The organism is Pseudomonas sp. H26/SER47-MNA-CIBAN-0231, assembly GCF_040310465.1.
GTDB classification, from domain to species: domain Bacteria; phylum Pseudomonadota; class Gammaproteobacteria; order Pseudomonadales; family Pseudomonadaceae; genus Aquipseudomonas; species Aquipseudomonas atacamensis.
Genome location: NZ_JBEOPW010000013.1, coordinates 1 through 25,404, shown reverse-complemented (window position 1 = coordinate 25,404; position 25,404 = coordinate 1). Strand labels below are relative to the sequence as shown.

19 protein-coding genes and 1 rRNA gene are annotated in these 25,404 nt (G+C 61.3%); 4 read left to right on the top strand and 16 right to left on the bottom strand.

The annotated features are described in order from the left end of the window. Positions 1–61: 61 nt before the first annotated feature. From AAEZ10_RS18905 to mdaB, 6 genes are all read right to left on the bottom strand, one after another. Positions 62–1,519, bottom strand: a complete 1,458-nt coding sequence (locus AAEZ10_RS18905) for an N-acyl-D-amino-acid deacylase family protein (protein WP_350570480.1) — start codon at positions 1,517–1,519, stop codon at positions 62–64. Between the two features lies 1 nt (position 1,520). Beyond that, a complete protein-coding gene (locus AAEZ10_RS18900) occupies positions 1,521–2,381 on the bottom strand; it encodes a MurR/RpiR family transcriptional regulator (RefSeq protein ID WP_130928126.1) in 861 nt (286 codons plus the stop codon). A 16-nt stretch (positions 2,382–2,397) separates the two neighbouring features. After that, on the bottom strand, positions 2,398–3,747 hold the full coding sequence (locus tag AAEZ10_RS18895; protein ID WP_350570478.1) for a GntP family permease: 1,350 nt from the start codon (positions 3,745–3,747) through the stop codon (positions 2,398–2,400). Between the two features lie 365 nt (positions 3,748–4,112). Further along, positions 4,113–5,006, bottom strand: coding sequence for an NAD-dependent epimerase/dehydratase family protein (locus tag AAEZ10_RS18890; protein WP_350570476.1), 894 nt, complete (start codon positions 5,004–5,006; stop codon positions 4,113–4,115). Positions 5,007–5,109: 103 nt separating this feature from the next. After that, a complete protein-coding gene (locus AAEZ10_RS18885; RefSeq protein ID WP_122610788.1) occupies positions 5,110–6,021 on the bottom strand; it encodes a LysR family transcriptional regulator in 912 nt (303 codons plus the stop codon). Positions 6,022–6,126: 105 nt separating this feature from the next. Further along, positions 6,127–6,717, bottom strand: coding sequence for an NADPH:quinone oxidoreductase MdaB (gene mdaB / locus AAEZ10_RS18880; protein WP_041477876.1), 591 nt, complete (start codon positions 6,715–6,717; stop codon positions 6,127–6,129). A 182-nt stretch (positions 6,718–6,899) separates the two neighbouring features. Here mdaB and AAEZ10_RS18875 point away from each other — a divergent pair, with 182 nt between their 5' ends. Then, on the top strand, positions 6,900–7,214 hold the full coding sequence (locus AAEZ10_RS18875; protein ID WP_350570473.1) for a putative quinol monooxygenase: 315 nt from the start codon (positions 6,900–6,902) through the stop codon (positions 7,212–7,214). On the opposite strand, the gene AAEZ10_RS18870 is transcribed toward AAEZ10_RS18875, so the two are convergent. Further along, entirely contained in the window at positions 7,204–7,968 is a 765-nt protein-coding gene (locus AAEZ10_RS18870) for a sulfite exporter TauE/SafE family protein (protein WP_350570471.1), read from the bottom strand. The genes AAEZ10_RS18875 and AAEZ10_RS18870 overlap by 11 nt on opposite strands. A 216-nt stretch (positions 7,969–8,184) precedes the next feature. Here AAEZ10_RS18870 and AAEZ10_RS18865 point away from each other — a divergent pair, with 216 nt between their 5' ends. Next, positions 8,185–9,123: a LysR family transcriptional regulator gene (locus AAEZ10_RS18865; protein WP_350570469.1), complete on the top strand. Its 939-nt coding sequence runs from the start codon at positions 8,185–8,187 to the stop codon at positions 9,121–9,123. Positions 9,124–9,164: 41 nt separating this feature from the next. After that, positions 9,165–9,515, top strand: a complete 351-nt coding sequence (locus tag AAEZ10_RS18860) for a cupin domain-containing protein (RefSeq protein ID WP_016770579.1) — start codon at positions 9,165–9,167, stop codon at positions 9,513–9,515. Positions 9,516–9,715: 200 nt separating this feature from the next. Here AAEZ10_RS18860 and mmsB read toward each other — a convergent pair whose 3' ends face one another. Together mmsB and AAEZ10_RS18850 are read right to left on the bottom strand one after the other, a co-directional pair. Next, positions 9,716–10,603 carry a 3-hydroxyisobutyrate dehydrogenase gene (gene mmsB / locus AAEZ10_RS18855; protein WP_016770578.1) on the bottom strand — a complete coding sequence of 296 codons (888 nt, stop codon included), beginning with the start codon at positions 10,601–10,603 and terminating at the stop codon, positions 9,716–9,718. A 10-nt stretch (positions 10,604–10,613) separates the two neighbouring features. Further along, positions 10,614–12,140 carry a CoA-acylating methylmalonate-semialdehyde dehydrogenase gene (locus AAEZ10_RS18850; protein ID WP_024011486.1) on the bottom strand — a complete coding sequence of 509 codons (1,527 nt, stop codon included), beginning with the start codon at positions 12,138–12,140 and terminating at the stop codon, positions 10,614–10,616. A 149-nt stretch (positions 12,141–12,289) separates the two neighbouring features. Between AAEZ10_RS18850 and AAEZ10_RS18845 the strand changes: the two genes are divergently transcribed. Continuing rightward, a complete protein-coding gene (locus AAEZ10_RS18845) occupies positions 12,290–13,237 on the top strand; it encodes a LysR family transcriptional regulator (protein WP_350570572.1) in 948 nt (315 codons plus the stop codon). Here the strand turns inward: AAEZ10_RS18845 and yfiB are convergent. The 7 genes from yfiB to rrf form a co-directional block, all read right to left on the bottom strand. Next, positions 13,234–13,734: an outer membrane lipoprotein YfiB gene (yfiB, locus tag AAEZ10_RS18840; RefSeq protein ID WP_258604823.1), complete on the bottom strand. Its 501-nt coding sequence runs from the start codon at positions 13,732–13,734 to the stop codon at positions 13,234–13,236. The genes AAEZ10_RS18845 and yfiB overlap by 4 nt on opposite strands. Further along, the gene (gene dgcN, locus AAEZ10_RS18835) at positions 13,734–15,002 is read right to left on the bottom strand and encodes a diguanylate cyclase DgcN/YfiN (RefSeq protein WP_282385774.1); all 1,269 of its coding nucleotides are present in this window, start codon (positions 15,000–15,002) and stop codon (positions 13,734–13,736) included. Before dgcN ends, yfiB begins: the two co-directional genes overlap by 1 nt. Continuing rightward, entirely contained in the window at positions 14,999–15,568 is a 570-nt protein-coding gene (yfiR, locus tag AAEZ10_RS18830) for a regulatory sequestration protein YfiR (RefSeq protein WP_122692804.1), read from the bottom strand. The genes dgcN and yfiR overlap by 4 nt, the downstream gene beginning before the upstream one ends. A gap of 119 nt (positions 15,569–15,687) precedes the next feature. Beyond that, positions 15,688–17,796 (bottom strand): exodeoxyribonuclease V subunit alpha, encoded by a 2,109-nt coding sequence (gene recD, locus AAEZ10_RS18825; protein ID WP_122707639.1) that lies wholly within the window; start codon positions 17,794–17,796, stop codon positions 15,688–15,690. After that, on the bottom strand, positions 17,793–21,479 hold the full coding sequence (gene recB / locus AAEZ10_RS18820) for an exodeoxyribonuclease V subunit beta (RefSeq protein ID WP_350570464.1): 3,687 nt from the start codon (positions 21,477–21,479) through the stop codon (positions 17,793–17,795). Before recB ends, recD begins: the two co-directional genes overlap by 4 nt. Next, positions 21,476–24,928 (bottom strand): exodeoxyribonuclease V subunit gamma, encoded by a 3,453-nt coding sequence (gene recC / locus AAEZ10_RS18815; protein WP_350570462.1) that lies wholly within the window; start codon positions 24,926–24,928, stop codon positions 21,476–21,478. Before recC ends, recB begins: the two co-directional genes overlap by 4 nt. 153 nt (positions 24,929–25,081) lie before the next feature. Then, positions 25,082–25,197 (bottom strand): 5S ribosomal RNA (gene rrf, locus AAEZ10_RS18810). Positions 25,198–25,404 lie beyond the last annotated feature (207 nt).

Genomic DNA, 25,404 nt, shown 5'->3' with positions numbered 1-25,404 from the left:
GGCTTGTGGATGGCTTTCTTTAATTGCAATATGCCATCACTGTGACGCACACCACGAATCCTTAACGAAAGTGGTCGCGCAGGTCACCCTGTCGCGCAAGAAACCGCCCTGCCCTCGCCCCATTCGCCTGCCCGTCGCGATAACTCAACACGCCGTTGACCCAAACCCCGTCGATCCCCTGCGCCGCCCGCTGCGGATCGTTGAAATCGGCCACGTCACGCACGGTCGCCGGATCGAACAACACCAGATCCGCCCAATGCCCTTCTCGAATCTCGCCCCTTTCCTGCAAGCCAAAACGCGCCGCCGACAGGCCGGTCATCTTGTGCACGGCGGTGTGCAGCGGAAACAACCCGACGTCGCGACTGAAATGGCCCAGCACCCGTGGGAAAGCGCCCCACAGGCGCGGATGCGGGAACGGGTCTTCCGGCAGTCCGTCAGAACCGACCATCGAAAGCGGATGGGCGAGGATTCTTCTGACATCGGCCTCGTCCATGCCGTAGTACACCGCGCCCGCCGGTTGCAGACGTTTCGCGGTTTCTTCCAGCGACAGTTTCCATTCGCCAGCGATGTCGATCAGGTCGCGCCCGCTGACTTCCGGGTGCGGCGTCGACCAGGTAATAGTGATGCGGTGGGCATCGGTGACTTGCTTCAAATCCAGGGTCGAGGAGCTCGCCGCGTACGGGTAGCAATCGCAGCCGACCGGATGGGTTTTCGCTGCCTCTTCCAGCGCTGCGAGCAATTGCGGACTGCGTCCCCAGTTACCGACGCCGGCGCATTTGAGGTGGGAAATGATCACCGGCGATTGCGCGTGTCGGCCGATTTGAAATGCTTCGTCCATCGCCTCCAGCACCGGAGCGAATTCGCTGCGCAGATGGGTGGTGTACACCGCGCCGAACGCCGTCAGTTCTTCGGTCAGTTGCATGACTTCATCAGTGGACGCGTTGAAGGCGCTGGCGTAGGCCAGGCCTGTGGATAAACCCAACGCGCCGGCCTCGAGGCTGTCGCGCAGTTGCTCTCGCATCGCAGTGATTTCAGCGGGCGTTGCGGTGCGGAACAAGTCGTCGAGGTGATTGCTGCGCAGCGCGGTGTGGCCGACCAGTGCGGCGACGTTCAACGTGGTGTTGGCCGCTTCGACGGCGGCGCGGTAGTCGCTGAAACGCGGGTAAACGAACGCCGCTGCGCTGCCGAGCAGGTTCATCGGATCGGGTGGATTGCCCTTCAAGGTGACCGGCGAAGCGCTGATGCCGCAATTGCCGACAATCACCGTGGTCACGCCTTGGCTAAGCTTGGGCAGCATCTGGGGTTGGCGAATGACCACGGTGTCGTCGTGGGTGTGCACGTCGATGAAACCCGGCGCCAGCACCCGGCCGGCGGCGTCGATTTCTTCGCTGGCGCGGGCGTCAGGCAGATCGCCGATGCGCTCAATGCGGCCATTGAGAATCGCCACGTCTGCGCGGTAGCCCGGCGTGTTGCTGCCGTCGATAACCAGCGTGTTGCGGATCAGGGTGTCGTACTGCATGTCAGTCTCCCAGCGGCAGGTGATCGTCGCCGCCACGGTATTCGTCGAGGGCGAGTTTGATTCGCCGCAGACGTTCTTGATTGTCTTCAGGGCTGGCCAGCGCCAGCTCGGTGGCGAGCACGTCGATGGCCAGCAGCATGCCGTAGCGCGCCGCCGTCGGTTTGTAGATGAACGAGGTTTCCGCGCCTTGCAGCGGCAGTACGACGTCGGCCAGTTCCGCCAGTGGTGAATCGCCGCGAGTGATGGCGAGAATGCGCGCGCCGTAGTTGCGCGCCAGCTCCACGGTTTCCAAAAGCTCCGGGGTGATGCCGGTCAGCGAGCAGGCGATCAGCACTTGCTCGGCGTTCAGACTGGCGGCGGTGACGCGCATCATCACCGCGTCATGACACACCGCAATCGAGTAACCGAGGCGCACCAGGCGCACCTGCAATTCATCGCTGCACAGGGTCGAGCAACCGCCCATGCCGAACGCGTGAATCATCCGCGCCTGACCGAGTAATTTCACTGCGTCGGCGAAGCGCGATTCGTCGAAACCGGCCAGATGCTGGCGCAGCGTGGTTTCGATGTCGCCAACGATCTGCCCGTAAAACGCCGACTGCTCAGGCGTGCCCGCCGGGTCGAGAAACCGGCTGCCAACGCCGCTGGCCTGGGCCAGTTGCAGGCGCAGATCACGCAGGTCACGACAGCCGACCGTGCGGGCAAAGCGCGACAGCGTGGCGGTGCTGACCTCGGCGCGTTGCGCGAGGTCTTCGAGGCTGGCGCTGGCGGCAAACCCGACATCGTCGAGCATCAACCGCGCAATGCGCCCCTCGCCGGCACTGAAGGAATCCTGGCGGGCGCGGATCTGGTAGAGGATGTCCATGGGCGGCGGGCTCCGGTTACAGCAGGTAGGAAAGGCCGACGGTCAGCGCGAAAGCGACCAGCGAGATCAGCGTCTCGAGCACGGTCCAGGTCTTGAACGTCTGCGCGACCGTCATGTTGAAGTATTCCTTGATCAACCAGAAGCCGCCGTCGTTGACGTGGGAAAAGATAACCGAGCCCGCGCCGGTCGCCAGCACCAAAAGCTCAGGATGTGGATAACCCAGACCGATGGCCACCGGCGCGACAACACCTGATGCGGTGGTCATCGCCACGGTGGCCGAGCCAGTGGCAACGCGCATCAGCGCAGCGAACAACCAGCCCATGATCAGCGGCGACAGGTGAAATTCGTGAGCGAGGCCGACGATCTGATCGGTGACGCCGGCATCCACCAGAATCCGGTTCAAGCCGCCACCCGCGCCGACCAGCAAGGTGATGCTGGCGGTGGGCGCGAGGCATTCGTTGGTGAACTTGAGGATCGATTCGCGGTTGAAACCCTGAGCAGCGCCCAGCGTCCAGAAGCTCAGCAAAGTCGCCAGCAACAGCGCGATCACCGAATTGCCGATGAACAGCAGGAACTGGTTGAACGCGCTGCCGGGGGTGGAAATCAGGTTAGCCCAGCCGCCGATCAACATCAGCACCACCGGCAGCAATATGGTCGCCATGGTAATGCCGAAACCCGGCAGTTTGTCGCGCGGTTCGCGCTCGAGAAATTGCTTTTCCAGCGGATTGTCCGCCGGCAATTGAATGCGCGGCACGATGAACTTGGCGTACAGCGGCCCGGCGATGATTGCGGTCGGAATGCCGATCGCGATCGCGTACAGCAAGGTCTGCCCGACCGAGGCCTGATAGGCCTGCACCGCGAGCATCGCCGCCGGGTGCGGCGGCACCAGCGCATGCACCACCGACAGCCCGGCCACCATCGGCAGCCCGACCATCAGAATCGACACGCCGACGCGGCGTGCCACGGTGAAAGCGATTGGCACCAGCAAGACGAAACCGACTTCAAAGAACAGCGGCAAGCCGACCAGAAACGCGATGCAGACCATCGCCCAATGCGCGTTCTTCTCGCCGAATCGCTCGATCAGCGTGCGCGCCATCTGCTCGGCGCCGCCGGACTCGGCCATCATCTTGCCGAGCATCGTTCCCAACGCCACCACCAGCGCAATATGCCCCAACGTCTTGCCGACACCCGCCTCATACGCACCGACCACCGCCGACGGCGGCATCCCGGCCACCAGCGCCAGGCCCAGGGAAATCAGGGTGATGACAATGAACGGATTGAGCCGGTAACGGGCGATCAACACGATCAGCGCGATGATGGCCACAGCGGCGTAAACCAGCAGCCAATAGCCGAGGGAAGGCGTCATGCGGTACTCCTCGAAAGGGTCACGTTCGAATGGGTTGTGAAACTCATAAATCATTTCGAGATCGAGATTTCAAACCACATGAAAGTAATTTTCGTGGAGAGACAAGAGATGTCGCTGGTGGGTATGGGGTGTCGTGTTTAATGAAAATCGGAGGGCGGGATTTTCATGGCTTCCTGGCCACCACAAAGTCCCTGTGGGAGCTGGCTTGCCAGCGATGACGGCGCCACGTTCAACATGGGTGGCGACTGATCCACCGCTATCGCTGGCAAGCCAGCTCCCACAGGAATTACATTTTTCCAGGCAGAACGCGGTCACCTGTGGGAGCGAGCTTGCTCGCGAATGGCTTCACTCGGTGCGCGCTGAACTCACACCATTTCGTTACGAATCCATTCCACCACCGACGTGCGCTTCGGCGTCCAGCCCAGCAGTTCCCGGGCGTGTTTGCCGCGTACGCGGCTGTTGGAACCGAGGCCGTAGTTGGCCATTTCATAGCCCCATTCGGCTTCGGCGTCTTGCAATGGCCAGTCTTGCGGTTCGCCCAGATTGAGGGCTTCGGCCATGGCGGTGGTCATGTCGATGAACGACGCTTCACCGCTATCAACGAAGTAGAAAGTGCCCGGCACATTCCTGGTCAGCGCCAGCCGATACAAGGCGACGACGTCTTCGATGTGCACGTTGGACCAGATGTTCTGCCCTGTTCCGACGTGGCGAACGACGCCGCTATTGCGCGCCTGCTTGAGCAGTCGCGGCAGTTGCACGCTGTCGCGGTTGACGCCCAGGCTGTGGCCGTAGATCAGGGTGTTGCAGATCACCGCCGAGTTCACGCCATCCTTCGCCGCCGCGAGTACCAGGTTGTCGATGGCCACGCGCGCAGCTTTGTCGACAGTCGGCTCCGGCAGGTTGTCCTCGTAGTAAATGTCATCGCTGGATTTGCCGCCGGAAGCATCGCCGACAATGCTCGAACCGCTGGTGTGCAGAAAGACTTTATTCGAGCCGCGCAAAGCGTCGAGTAACGCTTCCACCGCACCGCGATGATCGCTGCTGGCAGCGTTGATGACGGCATCGGCAGCACGGGCCTGTTGCGCCAGCAATTGGCTGTCATCGAGGGTGCCGATTACCGCGTTCATGCCCAATGCTTTCAGCTCATCAGCCTGCTCGGCGCTGCGCACCAGGCCGGTGACGTGGTGCCCGGCCTGCACCAGACCGGTGGCGATGGACCCACCGATAAATCCGGCCGCGCCGGTAACGAATACGTTCATGGAGTAACTCCCTGCGTGAATAAGTGATGCAGCGAGTATCGGCCGATGAAACCCGGCGAAAAAGCCGCCCTCGGCCAATTCACTCTTGCGCAGGGATCACGAATCAGCCTTTGAATTCGGCGCTGGCGTAGGCGGCGAGTTTGCCCTGGATAAAGTCGAGGAAGCACTGGATGCGCAACGCCAGTTGCGAGTTGCGGTAGTACACGGCGTTGATCGGCTGGCGGTAGCCGCTGTTGAATTCGCCGAGCAGGACTTTCAGGCGTCCGGCGCGGATGTCGTCGATGGTCATGAAGTGCGACAGGCAGGCGATGCCCTGCCCCTCCAGCGCCAAATGGCGCACGGTCTCACCACTGGAAGCGCTGATTGCCGGGCTGATCGGCCAGCGGTCGCCATGCACATAGCGCAGCGGCCATTGGTTGAGGCCTTCGTTCTGGGTGAAGCCGAGCAGCGTATGTTCGCTCAAATCCGCGACCTGCCGGGGCGCACCATGCTTCTTCAAATAGGCAGGGCTGGCAACAATCATCAACGGACTGCAACCGAGCGAACGCGCATGCAGCGTCGAATCGGCGAGGGTGCCGATGCGGATGGCGACGTCGGTGCTTTGTTCCAGCAGGTCAATGATCAAGTCATTGCTGTTGAGTTCGAGCTGAATGTCCGGATACAGCTGCCGGAATTCGTCGATGTAGGGAACGATGGCGTGGAGCATGAACGGCGAGGCGGCGTTGATGCGCAGGCGTCCGGACGGGGTTTGCTGGCGCGAGGACAGGCGTTCTTCGAGTTGATCCATCTGGTCGAGAATCAGCTTGGCCTGTTCGAAGAAATACTTGCCCTCCTCGGTCAGGTCCATGCGTCGCGTGGTGCGGTTGATCAGCGTGGTGTCGAGCTTGGCTTCGAGCTTCGACAGCGTGCGACTGACGGCCGACGGCGTCTGGCCGACCTGCTCGGCGGCGGCGGAAATCGAACCGCACTCGATCACGCAGACGAAAATCTGCAACTCATCGGATCTGGCTTTCACGGGTGTCCTCGCTGGAATCGCCGATCGCAGCCCGTCGCCATGCCCCTGCAGGAGCTGCCGAAGGCTGCGATCTTTTGCTGTGACCCCGATATTAGCCTGAAAGCCTCAAGCCTTGAGGCCAAACACCTCAGTCAGATGCTGCTCATAGCGCACCACATCATTGTCGATATTCGGACGCTTCATTACGTCGACGCAGAGGAAGGTCGGCAGTGCGGTCATGCCCAGAAACTCGTTGGCCTTGTGGAACGGGAAGTACACAGCGTCCACGCCTTTGGCTTCGAAGAAATCCGTTGGGTCATCGAAGGCTTGCTGCGGCGCGTTCCAGGTCAGCGACAGCATGTATTGCTTGCCCTGAATCAGACCACCACTGCCGTACTTCTGCGAAGCATCGGAACGTGTGCGACCGTCGCTAGCGTAGAGGCTGCCGTGGCCTTCGGTGAAGACTTCGTCGAGGTACTTTTTCACCGTCCACGGCGCGCCCATCCACCAGCCCGGCATCTGATAAATGATCACGTCGGCCCAGAGGAACTTGGCCACTTCTTCGGCAACGTCGTAGCCCTCATCAATGAAGGTGGTCTTGACGTCGACACCGCCGCGATCGAGCACGCTCAGCGCGGTCTCGTGCAGGGTGGTGTTATAGCGGCCATCGGAGTGGGCGAATTTTTTACCGCCATTGAGCAACAGCACTTTCTTCATCGGAAAACCTCGGCGCAGCCTTCAAGGCTGGATTGAAACAGGAATTGGAATGGCGGCAGATTAACCATCGATCTCGCGCGGAAACAGCCACATCGACGCAAAATACATTTGATCAAAACGCACGAATCGATCGCCAATTGTTGCCGTAGCATTCAGCGCTTTCTGCATTCGAGGAAGTTGTGATGAGTGAACGCCAGGGTTTCATCCTGCACGCCAAGACCCGCCCGGAAAAAACCGCCGAATTCGAAGCGCTGTTCCGTGCTTACGTGGAGCCGAGCCGCGCCGAACCGGGCTGCATCGAGTACCACATGCTGCGCGACCAGCAGGATCCGACGCTGTTTATCTTCTACGAGATCTGGGCCAGCCAGGCGCATCTGGATGAGCACTCGGCATTGCCGCACATGAAAGCGTTTTTCGCCAGGCGCATGGACTATCTGGAGCGCGATTTCGATATCCGCCCGATCGACATGCTCAGCGAATCGTCGGCTAGCCGCTGATCAGCAAATGGGCGCCGAGCGCGCCCAGTCCGATAAAGAACACGCGCTTGAACAGCATCGCACTGATGCGCTGACGCAACCATTGGCCAAGCCACATGCCGAGCATGGCCGGGATCAGCGCCAGCAGCGAGGCGCTCAATTCGCCACCGTCGAGTGCGCCGTGCCAGAGCAGCCCCGCGGCCAGCGCCAGGGTCGAGACGGTGAAGGACAGACCGAGCGCCTGCACCAGCTCATCGCGGCTCAGCCCCAGCGCTTGCAGGTACGGCACCGCTGGAATCACGAAGACACCGGTAGCGGAGGTGATGACGCCGGTGATCAGGCCACACAGCGGGCCGAGCCAGCGCTCATGACGCGGGTTGACGTGCAAAGTCGGCAGAAACAGTCCGCTCAATGCATACAGCAGCAGCGCCGCGCCAAGTCCGCGCACCACCCAATGGCCGCCGGTCATGCCGATCCAGAGGGTGCCGATGCCGGTGCCGAGGAAGATCATCAGCAGCATCGGCCAGAGGCGTTTGATCAAGCTTTTCAGATGGCCACCGAAGGCCAGTTGCCAGAGGTTGGTCAAAGTCGCGGGGATTATCAACAAAGCAGCTGCCTGCGCCGGCGCCATAGCCAGACCTAGCAGACCCATCGCAACGGTGGGCAGGCCGAGGCCGATCACACCTTTGACCGCGCCCGCAAGCAAGAAGGTGGCGATGACCAGTAGGGACAGGGTCAGGCCGAGGGTTTGGTAGAAGTCGGTTAGTGTGTGCATTGGGGTAATGTGCACTGATCCGGGCTGGGGGGAAATCTGCCATATACTGAGGTAGCCTCTTCCTTTGCAAGAGGCTGACATCGGCGTTGAGGCATCTGACCTCTTCGCGAGCAGGCTCGCTCCCACACGGGATCTGCGCTGTACATAAGTCCCTGTGGGAGCGAGCCTGCTCGCGAAAGGGCCAGCCCAGCCACCGCGAAACTACAGGCAAACCCCATGCACTTCGACCTCACCGACCTGCGCCTCTACCTGCACACTCTCGACACCGGCAACATCACCGCCGGCGCTGCCCGCAGCCACTTGTCCCTCGCCGCCGCCAGCGCTCGAGTCCGCGCGATGGAAGCCTCGCTGGGCGCCGAATTCCTCGAACGTGGTCGGCGTGGCGTCACCCCGACGCCCGCCGGCAAAGCCCTCGCCCGCCACGCGCGCATTCTTTTGCAACAGGCCGAACGCATGCAGCAGGATCTGGCCGATTACGCGCATGGCGTCAAAGGTCAGGTGCGGCTGTTGTGCAACACCACGGCGATCACCGAGTACCTGCCGGAAGTGCTCGCGGATTTCCTGCGCAGCCATCCCAATCTCGACATCGATCTACAGGAACTGCCCAGCGCGCGGATCACCCATGCCTTGCGCGAAGGAGCGGCGGATCTGGGGATTGTGTCCGACGCGGTCGACACCAACGGCCTACAGACTCAAGCGTTTCGCGACGATCCGCTGGTGCTGATTCTGCCGCTCGATCACCCGTTGTCTGACGCCGCCGAGGTCAGTTTCAGCGACGCGTTGCAGCACGACTTTGTCGGACTCAGCGCCGACAGCGCACTAGCGATCTATCTGGAAGAACAGGCGCTGCACAGCGGCGCACGAATGCAGGTGCGCATTCGCGCCGATGGCTTTGATGGCGCAATGCGTATGGTCGCCCGTGGCGCCGGCCTGGCCATCGTGCCGTTGGCCGCTGTCCAACGCGCGATGCTCGAGCAGTTCAAGTGCGTGACTCTGAATGAGCCATGGGCGCGTCGCAGGTTATTGCTCTGCGCGAGAGACTTCGCCGCGCTGCCGGGTTATGCCACCGCGTTGTTACAAGCGCTCAGCGCTGCGCGCGTTTCTGAGCACTCCGATGTCGACCCCAGACAACTGAGCGAAAACCGGGCGCTATAGGGTGCGACTTCAATTCTCAAGTCCACTTGCCCGGAGTCCCCATGACCGCGACCGCCCCTATCACCGTTCTGCGCGACACTCACCCGCTGCCGGTACTCGACGCCTGCAAGTGGGAAAAACTCGAAGGCGACCCGCACACCGTCAACCTCAACGCCTACACCAGCGAAGACGGCAGCAAGATCATGGGCACCTGGATCTGCACACCGGGCAAGTGGCGCGTCGATTATGTGAAGTGGGAGTACTGCCATTTCCAGGAAGGCTACTGCGTGATCACCCCGGACGGCATGGCGCCGATCCACCTGCGCGCCGGCGATATCTTCGTCGTTGAGCCGGGCATGAAAGGCACGTGGGAAGTTGTCGAGACCGTGCGCAAATATTTCGTCTTCGCCTGATGCAAAAAAGCCGGGAAATCACCCGACGTGATTTCCCGGCAAATGTCCCGGCGTTGCTAAAACCTGTGGCGAGGGGATTTATCCCCGCTCGACTGCGCAGCAGTCGCAAACCCTGAGCACTCGGTTTACCTGACACAATCCAGGGGGCTGCTGCGCAACCCAACGGGGATAAATCCCCTCACCACAAGGGCTGATCGCGATTACTGCGGCTTGCGATAGCTGTTTATGATCGCCGAGAAGTCTTTCCCGCCATCACCGCGCTGGCTCATCGCCTGATACAACTGCTGCGCCACCGCGCCGAGCACCACCGGCTGGTGCGCCTGCCGCGCCGCTTCAGTCGCCAGCCCAAGATCCTTGAGCATCAGTTCTGCCCCGAACCCGCCGGTATAACCGCGCGAGGCCGGCGCCGTTTCGACGATGCCCGGCCACGGGTTGTACATCTCCGAACTCCAGCAGCGGCCGGTCGAGCTGTTGATGATTCCGGCCAGCACACCGGTGTCGATCCCCAGCGCATCGCCCAACGCCATCGCCTCACTGACGCCGACCATCGAAATCGCCAGCAGCAGGTTGTTGCAGATCTTGGCGATCTGGCCGGTGCCGACTTCACCGCAATGCACGATGTTGCGGCCCATCTGCGCCAGCACCGGTTGCAGGGTGGCGAACAGTTCCGGGGTGGCGCCGACCATGAAGGTCAGCGTGCCGGCGGTCGCGCCGCCAGTGCCGCCGGAGACCGGCGCATCGGCCATGGCCACGCCGTGTTTGGCGGCGGCCGCCGCTACGTCGCGGGCGGTCTGTGGATCGATAGTGCTGCAATCCACCGCCGGCACGCCTTGGCGAATGCCGGCGAGCACGCCCTCCTCACCCAGCCAGACGCTGCGCACGTGCACAGCCGCCGGGAGCATGGTGATCACCAGTTCGGCATCTTCCGCCGCCTCGCGGGCCGAAGCGCGGATGGTGCCGCCCAGTTGCTCGAGTTCCGCCAGCACGGTTTTGTTCAGGTCGACCAGGTTCAGGGAGTGGCCGGCCTTGATCAGGTTGCGCGCCATCGGCGCGCCCATGTTGCCCAGCCCGATAAATGCGATTTTCATGATCGAATCCTCAGCGCAGGTTGATGGTGGTGTTCACGCCGTCGTTGACGCTGTCGTCGTCGAACCAGCGCGCCGTGACCGTTTTGGTCTGCGTGTAGAACTGCACCACTTGCTTGCCGTACGGGCCGAGGTCGCCGAGTTTCGAACCGCGCGAACCGGTGAAGCTGAAGAACGGTACCGGTACCGGAATCGGGATGTTGATGCCGACCTGACCGACGTCGATTTCAGTCTGGAACTTGCGCGCCGCCGCACCGCTCTGGGTGAACAGGCCAGTGCCGTTGCCGAACGGGTTGGCGTTGACCAGCGCAATCGCCTGATCGAGGGTGTCGACTTCCAGCACCACCAGCACCGGGCCGAAGATTTCCTGGGTGTAGATCTGCATGTCGGTGGTCACACCGGAGAACAGGGTCGGGCCGACAAAATTGCCTTGTTCATAACCCGGCACGCTGATGTCACGACCATCGAGTTCAAGCTTGGCGCCTTCCTTGATGCCGCTTTCGATCAGTTCGAGAATCCGCGCCTTGGCCTTTTTCGAAATCACCGGACCGACATCGGTGCCCGGCTCGCTGCCGGCGTTGACCTTGAGTTTCTGCGCCAGCGCTTTCAGGTCTGGCAGCCACTGTTTTGCGGCACCGACCAGCACCACCACCGACGTGGCCATGCAACGTTGCCCGGCGGCACCGAAACCGGCGCCGACCAAGGCATTCAGCGCTTGCTCGCGATTGGCATCCGGCAGCACCACAGCGTGGTTTTTTGCGCCCATCATCGACTGCACGCGTTTGCCGTGTTTGCCGGCCAGGTCATACACGTGGGTGCCGACAGCGGTCGAACCGACGAACGACACGGCTTTGATGTCCTTGTGCGTGCACAGGCCATCGACCACATCCTTGCCGCCATGAACGACGTTGAGCACGCCCGCCGGAACGCCAGCCTCAATGGCCAGTTCCACCAGCAGCATGGTCGACAGCGGATCCTGTTCCGAAGGCTTGAGCACGAAGGTGTTGCCGCAGGCGATCGCCATCGGGAACATCCACAGCGGAATCATCGCCGGGAAGTTGAACGGCGTGATGCCGGCGCAGACGCCGATCGGCTGGCGCAGGGTGTAAGTGTCGACGCCGCCGGCGACGTTCTCGGCGAACTCGCCCATTTGCAGGGTGCCGATCGAGCACGCGTGCTCGACCACTTCCAGGCCACGGAAAATATCGCCTTCGGCATCAGCAATGGTCTTGCCCTGCTCGGCGCTGAGGACCACGGCGATGCGCTTGGAGTGCTCGCGGATCAGCGCTTGCAGCTTGAGCATGATGCGCATCCGCGCGCCGATCGGGGTGAGTTTCCAGGTCTGGAAGGCACGCTGGGCGGCGCTGACAGCGGCATCGACCTCAGCGGCGGTGGCGAACGGAACCTTGGCCAGCACTTGCTGGGTGGCCGGGTTGACGATGTCGTGCCACTCGGTGGTCTGCGACTCGACCCATTCGCCGTCGATCAGCAGTTTGACCTTTTGCAGCGTGGTGTCATTGGGCGTAAGCGATGCGTTCATGCTGGTCTCCAGAACTTGTTTTTATCGTAGGAGCCAAGGCGAAAGGTTCGCCTTGAGATGAGGCGTGTGTCACGAATTGGTCGTCGGACTGTTTTTGGAGTATAGATGTGCAAACTTCTAATAAGAACGCACATATAAGCCCGACCATCATGCAAAAAAACATCACCTCGCTAGGCTCGCTGAACTGGGACGACCTGAAGTTTTTCCTCGAAGTCGCCCGCACCCGCAAGGCCAGCACCGCCGCCAAACGCCTGGCTGTCGACTACACCACAGTGTCGCGACGGATCAGCTCGCTGGAAGCGGCGCTCGGCACATTGCTGTTCGAAAAATCCCGCACCAGCGGCTTCGTCCTGACCACTGAAGGCCAGCGCTTGCTCGGTTATGCCGAGTCGATCGAAAGCACGTTGCACATGGCCTGCGAGCAAGTCTCGGGCTCGGGCGTTGCCCTCTCCGGGCACGTGCGCATGGGCTGTACTGAAGGCTTCGGCAGTTTCTTCATCACCCCGCAACTGAGCCACTTCGTCGACGCCTACCCGGCAATCTCGGTGGACATCCTGCCGCTGCCGCACTTCATCAGCCTGTCCAAGCGCGAGGCCGACATCGTCATTGCCCTCGAGCGGCCGGAGCACGGGCCGTACGTCTGCTGCAAACTTTGCGACTACCGCTTGCAGCTGTACGCAACCCAGGACTTTCTGGACAAACACCCTCCCATCCGCCACCCGGCCGACTTGAGCAAGCATCAATTCATCAGTTATGTGGATGATCTGGCGTTCAGCTCGGAGTTGCTCTACCTGGCCAACGTGCTGCCCGGCGCCAGCGCAAACTTGCGCAGCACCAGCGTGATTGCACAATACGTCGCCGCACAGCAGGGGCGCTCGCTGGCGATCCTGCCGTGCTTCCTCGCCGCGCAGGATCCACGATTGCTGCCGGTGTTGCCGGAGGAAATCGACATCACCCGGCAGTTCTGGATGTACTGCCGGGAGGATCTGCGCAAGTTGAAGCGGATTACCTTGTTGTGGGATTACATTCGTGAGGTGACTGAGCGCAATCAGGCGTTGTTGATGGGGGAAACGCGGGAGATGCGCTTTGCCGATTAATCGGCGCTGACCACAATCGACACCCGGCGATTTTCCGTGCGCCCCGCTGCGGTGTCGTTGGAAGCCACCGGTTCGCTGCTGCCGAGGCCTTGCAGCTGGATGTTTTCCGGCTTCATGCCGACCGTGCCGAGGACGTTGGCAACGCTCTTGGCCCGGCGCAGCGACAGTTGCTGATTGTAGGTTTCCTTGCCCGACGCATCGGTGTGGCCATCGACGCGCACCCGCTCGATCCCCACGCCGAGCAACGCCTTGCCGATGCGTTCGACGATTTCCGTGCTGGCTGCGTTCAGGCTTTCGACGTCGCTGCCAAACAACACTTTGCCCGACAGGCCGAATTCCCAACCGTCGTCGGTCAATTCGAAACCCTGCTGTTTGAGCACGGCAACCTGCGCCGGTGTCAGGCCTTTCTGCGGGGCGGTCTGGCAACCGCTCAGGGTCAGCGCGGCCATCAGCAGCAATGCGGAAAACAGTCGAAAGGGAAGTGTGAACACGGGCATCAGCTCCTGGTGTGAACGGAATCGACCGGGCGCTCCGACCCGGCGGTGAATTGCGCGCCGCGCGACAGGCGCTTGGCCTGATACATCGCCGCGTCGGCTGCGTTGAGCAAGGCGCCCGGCGTGGCGCCATGATCGGGATAGACGGCGATGCCGATACTCAGCGAGGACATCACACTGCTGTCGCCGGGCAGGGTGATCGGCATGTCCATGCTGGCGAGAATCTTGTCTGCGATGTGCTCAGCGTCTTCGACCGTGTGCAGCGGCGCGAGCAGCACGGCGAACTCGTCGCCGCCCAGCCGCGCGACCAGATCATCCTCGCGCAATTGCGCTCGCACTCGATTGGCGATCGCCACCAGCACGGCGTCGCCCGAGGCGTGGCCGAAGTTATCGTTGATGCCTTTGAAGCGGTCGCTGTCGAGAAACAGCACGGCGACCCGCTCATCGTGTTTTTTGCCGTTGCGCAAGGCGCGCATCAAGCGGCCTTCAAAAAACGCGCGGTTGGGCAAACCGGTGAGGCTGTCGTGGGTCGCTTGGTGAGCGAGAGTTTCGTTTTCGTTTTGCAGATGGGTTTGCCACGACTCGAGTTCGCCGAGCAAGGCATTGAAGTCGTTGCCCAGATTATCCAGTTCAGCGATTTGCGCCGGCGGCACGCGCCGATCCAGCGCTCGTTCGCTACGGGCGGCGTGGGCGACGGAGGCGAGGCTGTGCAACGGGCCGATGATCGCGCGCAACTGCCGCCGCGCCAGATAGAGCGCGACCCAGGCGCTGATCGCGGTGCACAGCACAATCCCGGCCAGGCCGCTGAGCAGGAAGCGCATCAGGCTGCCGCCGTGGCCGATGAGCAGGACGCGACCGATTTCGCGGTCCTGATGCTCAATCGGCAGGCTGACCGGTTTTTCCAGAATGGCGCGGGTGATCTGCATTTCCAGCTCGGAGAACAAGCCGGTTTCAGCGCGCTGCCATTGCGCGATCAATTGGCCTTGCGCGTCGAGCACTCGGGCATCTGCCACTTCCTCGGTGGAAGCGATGATCGCCAGCGCTTCGGTTGCCGCCGCTTTGTCATTGAACACGACGGCCGCTTCGACGGTGTAGCTGATTGAACGGGCGATCAAGTGCAGGTTGTGGTCGGCATACACCCGCAGCGCCAGCACGCCCAGCAAGGTCAGCGAAACACTGGCCATCGCCACCGCCACCAGCGCGACAATCAAATGCCCACGGCCGATGACCGAGCCAAGAGTGGGGCGAGCCTTCCAACTGAACAGCTTCATGGCGCCGCCGCTTTGCGACGGGACAACTGCAACACGCTGGGGTGTATGCGCACACCACTGCGAGCCACGGAGTCGAGATTGACCTCGAACGACACTTGTTCATCGCCAACGCGCAGGCAGAACAGACTGCCGACGGTGCATTGATCGTCCGCTTCGCTGATGCTCAGCACCGGGTGCCCGATCAACGATGCAAACAGGCGACTGCGTTCGTCGGCGGTGAGCTTGCCGATGTACACCGCATCGCATTCGCTGACGATGGCCGGGTTTTCCGCTAGCAGACGCCGCACAGCCACCGGCCGACCCGTGGCTTGGGTGGTGCCTTTGACCAGGTCATCGGTGTATTCGGTGGGGCCGACGATGCACAGGCGCAATTGCGCCGGTTCCACCGGCCAGCGTGCATAGCTGAGGATGCCAAGCACTACTTGCGTGACCGCTTTGGCTCGTTGCTCGGCCGGCCCGGTTTGCGCTTGGGCGATGGCGCTGCCCGTGAACAACCAGAGCAAAACGATCAGCAATGCGTGCTGGCAGGCCACCACACGCTGTGTCGCCCAGACGGCCACCTTCATGGAGGGATTCTCTTGGAGCGTAACGAAATGATGCCGCAACGATAGCACAGCGCCAGAACACCAGCGAGGCGCCTGCCTCTGACCGGTTGGTCAGTATTCGTTGTCGGTCATTCAGCACTTCATCCCTGAGACTCGGTGCCCTCCTCCAGTTCCAGCATCAGCCCGCTCAGACGCTTGACCTTGCGCTGCACCGCTTCCTCAAACACGCCGGCACGTGGCTCGATCAAGGTGAACCAGTGCCGGGCGCGAGTAATTCCGGTGTAGATCAGTTCTTTGGTCAGCACGGGGTTCAACGCATCCGGCAGGATCAGCGCCGTATGGGCGAACTCCGAGCCCTGGGACTTGTGCACCGTCATGGCGTACACGGTTTCAACATCATTGAGCCGACTCGGCAACACGAAGCGCACGCCGCCCTGACCATCGTTACGCGGGAAGGCCACGCGCAGAACGGTTTTGCCGATCTCTGCGCCTTCACGCTCGGGCAGTTTCAGGGCGATGCCGATGTCGCCGTTCATCAGGCCCAGACCATAGTCGTTGCGTGTCATCAGCACCGGCCGACCTTCATACCACTGCTGATCGCTCTCGATCAGACGCGCCTTGAGCAACGCAGCGGTGATGCGCTGGTTCAGACCTTCAACGCCCCACGGCCCTTTGCGCACCGCGCACAGCAACTGGAACGTATCGAACGCCTGCAAGACTTCCCGCGCCCAATCGGTCCAGTCCGCATGCTCAAGAGGCCGCGTCGACGGTGGACGCTGATCGCGCAGTACGCTCAGGTAATGGCGATAACCTTGCGGGCCGTTGCCGTGACCTTCGAGCAACAGGCGTTCGAGCTTCTGATCATGTTCGCCTTTGAGCGGCAGCGAATACACATCGTCGTAGCTGCCGGCCGCGAGCAACTGTCGCGCCTCGTCGGCCAATTGCTGATTGACCCGGCGCGCGAGCTGACCGATGCCACTGCCCTCGCCGAAACGGCGCGAGTGACGCAGCATCACCACTTGCTGCGCCAGCGGATGGGTGCCGTCGCGGTCCTCATGCAAACCACTGCCCTGCAACGACTCGCCACTGACTGACTCCAGCCATTGCCGCGTCTGCGGGCTGTACCAACCGCCCTCGGCGTCACGGCACAGATCGCCCAGCACCGCACCGGCCTCGACCGAGGCCAGTTGATCCTTGTCGCCCAGCAGCACCAGCCGAGCATGGGCCGGCATGGCGTCGAGCAAGTTGGCCATCATTTCCAGGTCGATCATCGAAGCTTCGTCGACCACCAGCACATCCAGCGGCAGGCGGTTGCCGGCATGGTGACGGAAGTGGCGAGTGCCCGGTCGACTGCCGAGCAGACGGTGCACGGTGGTCACGTCGCTGGGGATCGCCGCGCGCACCGCTTCGGCGACTTGCAGTGATTGCACTTGCTGACTGATCGACTCGGTCAAACGCGCAGCGGCCTTGCCGGTCGGGGCGGCCAGACGAATGCGCAGCGGATGGCCAGCCTCGACGGCTGGTGCCTGCAGCAACGCGAGCAAGCGCACCACGGTAGTGGTTTTCCCCGTGCCCGGGCCGCCAGTGATGATGCTGAAGGCGCTGCGCGTAGCGAGAGCACAGGCGAGTTTTTGCCAATCGATGACAGCTGCGGATTCCGCGCCGCCGAACAATTCGTTCAGACGCTGCGGCAGATCATCCGGCGTCGGCTCCTGTTGCATCAAGCGTTGGCGCAACGCTGCATCGATGCGGCGTTCGTAGGTCCAGTAGCGGCGCAGGTACAGGCGTTTCGAGGACAGCACCAATGGACGTGTCTGCGCTGTTTCACTCGGGTCAGCAGCCAGGGCCACCAATGGACTGCTTGCCAGCACTTTGCACCAATGGGCTCCATCGAGCGTTTCGAGCAGTTGCGAGGGCAGCAGCAACACACCGCCCTGCACGTCGCCTTCGGGCGGCAATGACAGTGCAAAATCCGGCGCCTTGAGGGTTTCAAACAGGTCCAGACACACATGACCATGGCCGAGCTGGTGACTGGTCAACGCCGCTGCCAGCAACACCAACGGGTCGGTCTCGGGCCCGAGCTCATGCAGGAAAGCGACAAAGGCGCGGTCCAGCGCGCGCAGCCAGCCGCGCTCGACCCAACGGCTCAGCAACAACAGCAAATCATCGGCGCGGGTCAGCGGCGAGAGTTTCGACAGGCTGTCCGCTTCCAGCGGCGTCGGCAACAGATCGGCGAATGTGCGGCTCATAGCAGGACTCCCTGTTCCCAGGCGGGTTCGGACTTGGGTTCGGGTTTGCCCTGGAACATCCGGTCGAGGCGTTCGATCAATTCCCGTGGCGGACGCACGAAGTACACGCCGCGACTCTCCGCACGCGTACCGCGTAGAAACAGATACAGCGCCCCGCCGACATGGCGGTCGTAATCGTAATCCGCCAGCCGCGCTTTCAACTGGCGATGCAGTGCCAACAGATAAAGTACGTATTGCAGGTCGTAACGGTTGTCGAGGATCGACTGCTCCATGGCCTGCACGGTGTAGGCCTGATCATCCACGCCGAGCCAGTTGGATTTGTAATCGGCGACGTAATAACGGCCTGCGTGCTCGAAGGTCAGGTCGATAAAGCCCTTGAACATGCCGTTGAGTTGCACGGGTTCTGCCGCAACACGAGCGACGCCATTGTGGGTGTGCTGGCGCACCTGTTCATCGAGCTTGAGCACGTCGACTTTGTGGCTGGCGAACCAGAACTCCATCTCGACGCGGTATTGCTTCAACTGCTCAAGAACCACCGGCGGTTGCCCGCCCGCGATCGGCAACGGCGACTTGAGCAAATGCTGCAGCCAGTCAGTCAGCGTGGTAATCCAGCCTTGCCAGCCGCGCAGGTTGCAACGCCGGGCAATCGCATCTTCCAGCGCTTCGCGGGTAACCGAAAAACCTTCAGCGCCCGCCCATTCGAGCAAGCCATGCAGAAAGGTGCCGGGATTCGGTCCGCGAGGAAAACGGTGGATATCGGCGCCACCGCTGATGATTTCGCGGGGTGCGTCGGGATCGAGGCGCTCGTCGTCGAAGAGCTTTTGCGCCTGCGGACTGTCCGGTGCTTCATCGCTGCCGATGCTCATTATGTCGCTGATGCGCAGGGCGCTGTACGACGCGATCCACCAGTTTTCACTGGCTTTGCGCTTGGGCCGTAGCGTCGCTCGCAGCACCGCTTCATTGCGCGGCGGCTGGTAATGCTCATCAATGGGCTGAGGCATTTCGCCGATGCCAATCGCCGCGCAGTCTTGCTGCAGATCGCGCAGCCAGCGATTCAATTCGCTGGACTCGCCCAAAGCGGCACCGCCACCGAGCAAATAACCCAACGCCGACAGGTGCAACACCGAGCTGTTGTTATTGCCGCGTTTCAGGTCAGTGACGCCCAGCCAGCAGGCATGCTGCGCGCGGGTTAATGCGACATACAGAAGACGCAGATCTTCGGCCAGACGCTCATCGTCAGCCAGAGCGATCAACTCGGGAGTCGGCTTGAGGCTGATCTGCGCCTTGCCCGCAGCGTCGTGGTAATGCAGCGGCAAACGGCTGCCATCCACCGGTTTCGCCGAGCAAATGAATGGCAGGAACACCAGCGGATATTCCAGGCCCTTGGATTTGTGAATGGTCACCACCTTGACCAGTTGCTCATCGCTTTCCAGACGCAGAATCTGCTCTTCACCGGCCTGACCGGACAGTGCCAGCAGCTCGGCCAGATGGCGGATCAGCGCTTGCTCGCCGTCCAGTTCAGCGGCGGCTTGCTGCATCAGTTCCGAGAGGTGCAAGAGGTTGGTCAGTACGCGCTCGCCGTCACTGCGCTGCATCAGGGTTTGCGGCAGGTGGAAGTCGTGAAGCAGGCGCCGCAACATCGGCAACACACCCTGCTTGCGCCAGAGCTCTCGATAGCCGCGGAACTGCATGACCCGGGCTTCCCAGACCATTTCATCCTGGTTCAGGCGCTCCAGCTCGATCAGCGGCAGGTTCAGTGTGGTGCAGGCCAGCGCAGCCTTGAGCGAGCGTTCGACATCGGGTTCGGCGCAAGCCTTTAGCCACGCCAGCAGGTCGTGCGCCTCTTGCGCGGCGAACACCGAATCCTTGTCCGAGAGATAAACACTGCGCACCCCTCTGGCGGCGAGTTCAGCGCGTACGGCCTGGGCTTCTTTACCGTCGCGGACGAGGATTGCAATATCCGAAGGACGCAAACCTCTGAAGTCATCTCCCTGAACAAAACCAGCGCTACCGTTTTGCCCGCCATTGAGCAGTGCGGTGATCTGACTGGCACAGGCGGCAGCCATTTGCTGGCGATAGACCGCGCCGGACAGCGGCTGATCGCTGGGCAATAGCCAGACATTAAGTGCCGCGACGTTTTGCCCGGCAATCCGCAGCGTCTCCTTGCGTCCCTGAGCCTCGACCGGGAGGAACGGTACCGGGTTTTCGCCGGTTTTCTCGCGAAACAAAAACGCGCCGCGTCCTTGCTCTCGGGACTCGGCGCGTTCGAATACGTGATTAACCGCTGTCACCATGCCGTGGCTGGAGCGGAAGTTGGTGCCGAGCGTGTGCAAGCGGCCGGTGGTGGCCTGGCGTGCGCGCAAGTAGGTGTAGATGTCGGCACCGCGAAAGGCGTAGATCGCCTGCTTGGGGTCGCCGATCAGGAACAGGCCGGTGTCAGGGTGATTGTCTTCGATGCGGTAGATGCTTTCGAAGATGCGGTATTGCACCGGATCGGTGTCCTGGAATTCGTCGATCAGCGCGACCGGAAACTGCTCGCGGATCAGCGTTGCCAGACGCTCGCCGCCCTCCGATTGCAGCGCGGCATCCAGACGCAACAGCATATCGTCGAACCCCATTTCCGCGCGGCGACGCTTCTCTTCTTCAAAACGCGCGCCGACCCACTTGGCAGCGTGTTGCAGAACAGCGGCATCGGGCGTCGGCAATCCGTCGAGGCTCGACTTCAGTTCGGACATGGCGTTCAGCCCCGGATGACTGGGCGCCTGGCCTTTCCAGGCTTCGGCCATGCCATCGGGTGTCAATCGGGTGAAGCCGGTGCCAATGTCCAGTTGCTCAAGCGCCTCGTCTTCGGCCCAGGTCTTGAGTTTCTCGAACCAGGGCTCGAAATAACGCGCCTGCATCTTGCGGCCATCGACGGTTTTGCTGGCCACGCCTTCATGGCAGAGCGCGAGCAGTTCGTCTGCCCAATCACGCCAAGGCGCTTTCAGTTCGACCAATGCTGCTCGCCGCTCCAGCAAACACTCAGCGATCAGCTCCGCAGGCACCTTGCCTTCATCGGTGTCACGCTCGCTGGCGAACAAGCCACGTACGCGAGGCAACAACGCTGCGGGGCCACCCCAATTGCTGCGCACCCAGTTCAGCGCATCGCCCTGCATCGGGTAACAGAACAGTCGCCAGTAATCGCGCAGCACCTCGCCGAGCAAATCGCTGTGATCGGTTTCCAGCGACTGCATGAACAGGCTGCCACTGTCGAACGCATGCTCACGCAGCATGCGCTGACACCAGCTGTGAATGGTCGAGACGGCGGCTTCGTCCATCCACTGCGCGGCGATATCGAGGCGGTTGGCACAGCCCGGCCATTGTTGCGGATCAAACTGATCGCGCAACTCGGCAATCAGTCCGTCGGGGGCAGTGATTTCATCGCGGAAGAATCGCGCGGCCTCAGCCAAGCGTGACCGAATGCGTTCACGCAGCTCTTTGGTAGCAGCGTCGGTAAACGTCACTACGAGGATTTGCGGCGGCAGTAATTCGCGTAAAAACCCGCTTGTCTCGCCGCCATGGCCGAGAATCAACCGCAGATAAAGTGCCGAAATCGTGAAGGTTTTGCCGGTGCCTGCGCTTGCTTCGATCAACTGACTGCCGCGCAGCGGGAAGGCCAGAGCCAACGGTGTTTTGGTACTCATGCGCGCGCACCTTCGCTGGACAAGGAACGCCACGGCGCTTCGAATACTGGGCGGTACAACGCGTCGCACCAGCCGGTGAAGGTTTCGTCTGCCAACAATGCATCGAAGTCGGGATATTGCCGGAGCAGTGCCGGGCTTTCACGCCGCTCGCCGTTGCTGGTCTGGCCATCACCGTCATAGGCTTTTCGCGCAGCTGCTTCGGCTTTGACCGGGTCAGTTTGAGACAACCAGGCGAACGCGGTTTTTATCGCAATCGGCAAGGGTTGGCGCATGCCGGATTGCCAAGCAAGAAGCAGGTCACCGAGCAAACGCAACGCTCGGTCTCGCTCCATTGGCTCAAGCAACAACGTGTCGTCACTGGCGACCAATGCCGTGGTCAGCGCATGCTCGCTGGCGCAGGCGACCAGATGGGTAACCCACGATTTGGTCAGCCGATGCCACTTGCGAGTTTTGATCGAGCCGATGCTATTGGGAATGGTCGTGACCGACAGCAGGCCGCCATCGGCGCGTTGATGCAGGTTTGCGAGCCAGCCCTCCAGCCGCAAACCCTGCAAGTCGAGACTGACCGGGATTGCACTACTCAATGGCGTCGGCCATAACGTCAGCAACTGTTGATAACGCTGCAGAAGATCCGGCAGCGGTTCGATCAACTCTCGCTGCAGACATTCGCCGAAGCCAGCCATCGGCAACAAACCACTGTTTTGCAGGCGCAGCGCCCGGGCGTGCAGTGCCTGATCGACATCGTCCGGCTGACTGAGTGCGGCCTCCAGCAAACTGTCGCTCAGCGTGTAGCGCTGTAGGGCGTCCAGCACGAAAGGTTCTTCATCTGCCAACGGCGCTTGCGCAGCCTCGAAATAGACCTTGAGACGTTGTGTGAAAAAATGCCGAACCGGATTACGCAGAAAGTCCTGCAGCAATGCCAGCGTCAGCGGTTCCTCTTGAACATATGGCGCGAGTAGGGGTGCTTCACTTTGCTGCGTTTTCTCTTGATGCAACACCTGCCACTCGCTGGCGTAGCTGAACAGTTGCTCGCCTTCGTGGAAATAGCGGGCACTGAAAGGTTGCAGGGGATGTTCTTCGGTCAGCGCGTCCAACAGATCCTGGCTTGGGTCGATTGAACGCCAGCCGCTGGCGAGGTGATCGCGCAACTGGCCGATGAGCACCGAGGCAGGTCGTTCGCTGTTGTCACGGATGCTGCGACCGACCCAACTGATATAGAGCTGAGTGCGTGCGGATAACAGCGCTTCGAGTAACAGGTAACGGTCGTCTTCACGTCGTGAGCGGTCGCCAGGTCGGTAATCGCTGCCCATCAGATCGAAGTCCAGCGGCGGCTGCGCGCGCGGATAATCGCCGTCGTTCATGCCCAGCAGACATACCAGCTTGAAAGGAATGGCACGCATCGGCATCAAGGTGCAGAAATTCACCGCACCGGCGAGGAATCGTTGCGACAAACGGCCCTGATCCAGCCCGGCGAGCCAGGCTTCGCGCACGACAGTCAGCGGCAGTTCGTCAGTCAGCCCGACCGCCTCGCAGGTTTCCAGCCAGGTCTCGCGAAGCTCTTCCAGTTGGGTCAGCAGGTAGTCGTCGTGCTCGTTGCTCGCCTGAAAGAACACCTGCATCAGCGCTTGCAAACGCAGCCCCCACTCTTTCGGTTGAGCCGGTTGCGTGAGTTGCCGATGAGCGATTTCCAGGGCATCCAGCAGAGCCACCAGTGGACCGATCAGGGCAGCATCAAGCCCACCAATTTCGTCGTAAGGCTCGATACCTGCACATGCGTCGGCACTGCCGACGGCGTAGCCCAGCAGCATTCGGCGCATGCCGAAATGCCAGCTGTTCTGCTCCAGTTCCTCCGGCAAACCGAGACCGGCCCGTTGCTCGGCACTCATGCCCCAACGCACGCCGGCGCCTTCGATCCAGCGATGCAAAGTTGGCAGGTCGCGCTCCTCTACGCCAAAGCGAGCACGCAGAGCTGGAACATCGAGCAGGTCGAGGATCTCGCTGACCGGGAAACGGCTGTCCGGCAGCTTGAGCAGGTGCTCGACGGCGATCAGTAATGGATCACGTCCTCGCTGGCCCTGGTCCGCCAAAGTGAACGGAATGAAGCGCGGGTCAAATCGATCGAGCTGACCGAAAACCGCGCGGATATGCGGGGCGTAGCTGTCGATATCCGGGACCATCACGATCACGTCCCGTGGGCGTAGAGCCGGGTCAGCGCTGAAACGCGCCAGGAGTTGATCGTGCAGGATTTCGACTTCGCGCTGGGCACTGTGGGCGATGTGAAAACGTATTGAATGGTCTTGGGTTGCATCGACCGCTGGCCAGAGTTCGCGTGTCTCGTTGAGGGGGCGTAACTCCAGAATGTCATCCTGCAGCTGGTTAAGCATGTTGCGGGGCTGGGCTTCGCTGAACAGGTCGATGCGGCCGTCACGAAAGGCTGCGCGGTAGCTGTTGGGATCGTCGTAGCTGTCGAGCAGGTTGATATAGTCGCGACCTTGCTTCCCCCAAGCGGCCAGCAACGGATGTGCGTGCTGATGCAGGGTCTCGGCATCAAGTACAACTGGCATCCCGCTTTTGCGTTGTTGGCGCTTGTATTGATGTCGCAGCAGATCCTTGTCGGCAACGATATCGGCCCAGTGATGGCGACAGGGGTTGTGTACGCAAAGCAATACCTGGCTAAAACGTGCCAGACCGGCGAGCGCTTCAAGTACCTGCGCGGGTAGCGAAGAAATACCAAAAACGATCACACGCGGTGGCAGTGAAGCCGGTGCCTCATCAAGAGTGTTGATGCGCTCCATGAAACGTTGATGGACTCCGGCACGACTCTGCGCCATGCCTTGTTCGCCGACGTCATCCAGCAGCGCTCGCCACAACTCGGCCTGCCAGCAACTGGTCGGTGGCAGAGGTTTGATTTCACCTCGCACATTGCGCAGTTGGTGGCGGCCTTCCGCCCAATCTTCCAGCCAGTCGGCCCGATAAACTTGATATTGGTCGAACAGGTCCGCGAGGCGCTCTGACAATTGGTAGCGCTTACGCAGATCGCTGTCGTGGGTGAGGAAGCGTTGCAGCGGCTCGAAATGTGGGCGGTCAATTACCTGTGGCAAGAGGCGCATCAGGCGCCAGGTCAGCGGGGCTTTGTCGAGCAGGGATTTAGCCGGAATTTCTTCTCGTCCCAATACCATGCGATACAGCTGCCACATGAAACTGCCGGGTAGTTGCACGTCAATCGCCGCAGCGATCCCGCAACCGCCAAGGTCATCGTCTTCGGGATCCTCAGCCAATGCCAGTTTGAGCCATTGGGCGATGCCGTTGCTTTGTACCAAAGCGATTTCGTTCTCCAAGGGTGCGAGTGGATAGCGCCGCATGATGCTGACCACAAGGCTGCGCAGCTCATCGAGACTGTTGCTCTGAACCACCATGAATGCAGCGTTGAGGGACTGGGCGTCCGACATATGGATTCCTTGGAAAATCGCTAAAGCCGAGGCAGAACCTTAGCATTGTCGGCCGGCTGTGACAGCCGGACGAGGTCTGCGAAGCTTGTAAGAACTTTCTCGCAGGCAAAACAAAACCCCAACTGCTTTCGCAATTGGGGTTTCGGAATTTAATCTTGACGATGACCTACTCTCACATGGGGAAACCCCACACTACCATCGGCGATGCATCGTTTCACTGCTGAGTTCGGGATGGGATCAGGTGGTTCCAACGCTCTATGGTCGTCAAGAAATTCGGGTACTGACTCGTGACCAGATGGCCTCGCTTCAGCAAATTGGGTATGTGACAGCTTTCGGTGTTTGTGCGTTTCGAACTTTCGGTTCGTTTCGTCTTCACACACCGCAATCTGGCCTTTCGACGCAAATTGCTTGGGTGTTATATGGTCAAGCCTCACGGGCAATTAGTATTGGTTAGCTCAACGCCTCACAGCGCTTAC

What these genes read in the sequence shown, in the direction of transcription:
- AAEZ10_RS18890 (WP_350570476.1), bottom strand. Translation starts at nt 5,006, where the DNA reads ATGAACGTATTCGTTACCGGCGCGGCCGGATTTATCGGTGGGTCCATC.
- recC (WP_350570462.1), bottom strand. Translation starts at nt 24,928, where the DNA reads ATGTCGGACGCCCAGTCCCTCAACGCTGCATTCATGGTGGTTCAGAGC.
- AAEZ10_RS18905 (WP_350570480.1), bottom strand. Translation starts at nt 1,519, where the DNA reads ATGCAGTACGACACCCTGATCCGCAACACGCTGGTTATCGACGGCAGC.
- recB (WP_350570464.1), bottom strand. Translation starts at nt 21,479, where the DNA reads ATGAGTACCAAAACACCGTTGGCTCTGGCCTTCCCGCTGCGCGGCAGT.
- mmsB (WP_016770578.1), bottom strand. Translation starts at nt 10,603, where the DNA reads ATGAAAATCGCATTTATCGGGCTGGGCAACATGGGCGCGCCGATGGCG.
- AAEZ10_RS18895 (WP_350570478.1), bottom strand. Translation starts at nt 3,747, where the DNA reads ATGACGCCTTCCCTCGGCTATTGGCTGCTGGTTTACGCCGCTGTGGCC.
- mdaB (WP_041477876.1), bottom strand. Translation starts at nt 6,717, where the DNA reads ATGAAGAAAGTGCTGTTGCTCAATGGCGGTAAAAAATTCGCCCACTCC.
- AAEZ10_RS18860 (WP_016770579.1), top strand. Translation starts at nt 9,165, where the DNA reads ATGACCGCGACCGCCCCTATCACCGTTCTGCGCGACACTCACCCGCTG.
- dgcN (WP_282385774.1), bottom strand. Translation starts at nt 15,002, where the DNA reads ATGAAGCTGTTCAGTTGGAAGGCTCGCCCCACTCTTGGCTCGGTCATC.
- yfiR (WP_122692804.1), bottom strand. Translation starts at nt 15,568, where the DNA reads ATGAAGGTGGCCGTCTGGGCGACACAGCGTGTGGTGGCCTGCCAGCAC.
- recD (WP_122707639.1), bottom strand. Translation starts at nt 17,796, where the DNA reads ATGAGCCGCACATTCGCCGATCTGTTGCCGACGCCGCTGGAAGCGGAC.
- AAEZ10_RS18850 (WP_024011486.1), bottom strand. Translation starts at nt 12,140, where the DNA reads ATGAACGCATCGCTTACGCCCAATGACACCACGCTGCAAAAGGTCAAA.
- AAEZ10_RS18845 (WP_350570572.1), top strand. Translation starts at nt 12,290, where the DNA reads ATGCAAAAAAACATCACCTCGCTAGGCTCGCTGAACTGGGACGACCTG.
- AAEZ10_RS18865 (WP_350570469.1), top strand. Translation starts at nt 8,185, where the DNA reads ATGCACTTCGACCTCACCGACCTGCGCCTCTACCTGCACACTCTCGAC.
- AAEZ10_RS18875 (WP_350570473.1), top strand. Translation starts at nt 6,900, where the DNA reads ATGAGTGAACGCCAGGGTTTCATCCTGCACGCCAAGACCCGCCCGGAA.
- yfiB (WP_258604823.1), bottom strand. Translation starts at nt 13,734, where the DNA reads ATGCCCGTGTTCACACTTCCCTTTCGACTGTTTTCCGCATTGCTGCTG.
- AAEZ10_RS18900 (WP_130928126.1), bottom strand. Translation starts at nt 2,381, where the DNA reads ATGGACATCCTCTACCAGATCCGCGCCCGCCAGGATTCCTTCAGTGCC.
- AAEZ10_RS18870 (WP_350570471.1), bottom strand. Translation starts at nt 7,968, where the DNA reads ATGCACACACTAACCGACTTCTACCAAACCCTCGGCCTGACCCTGTCC.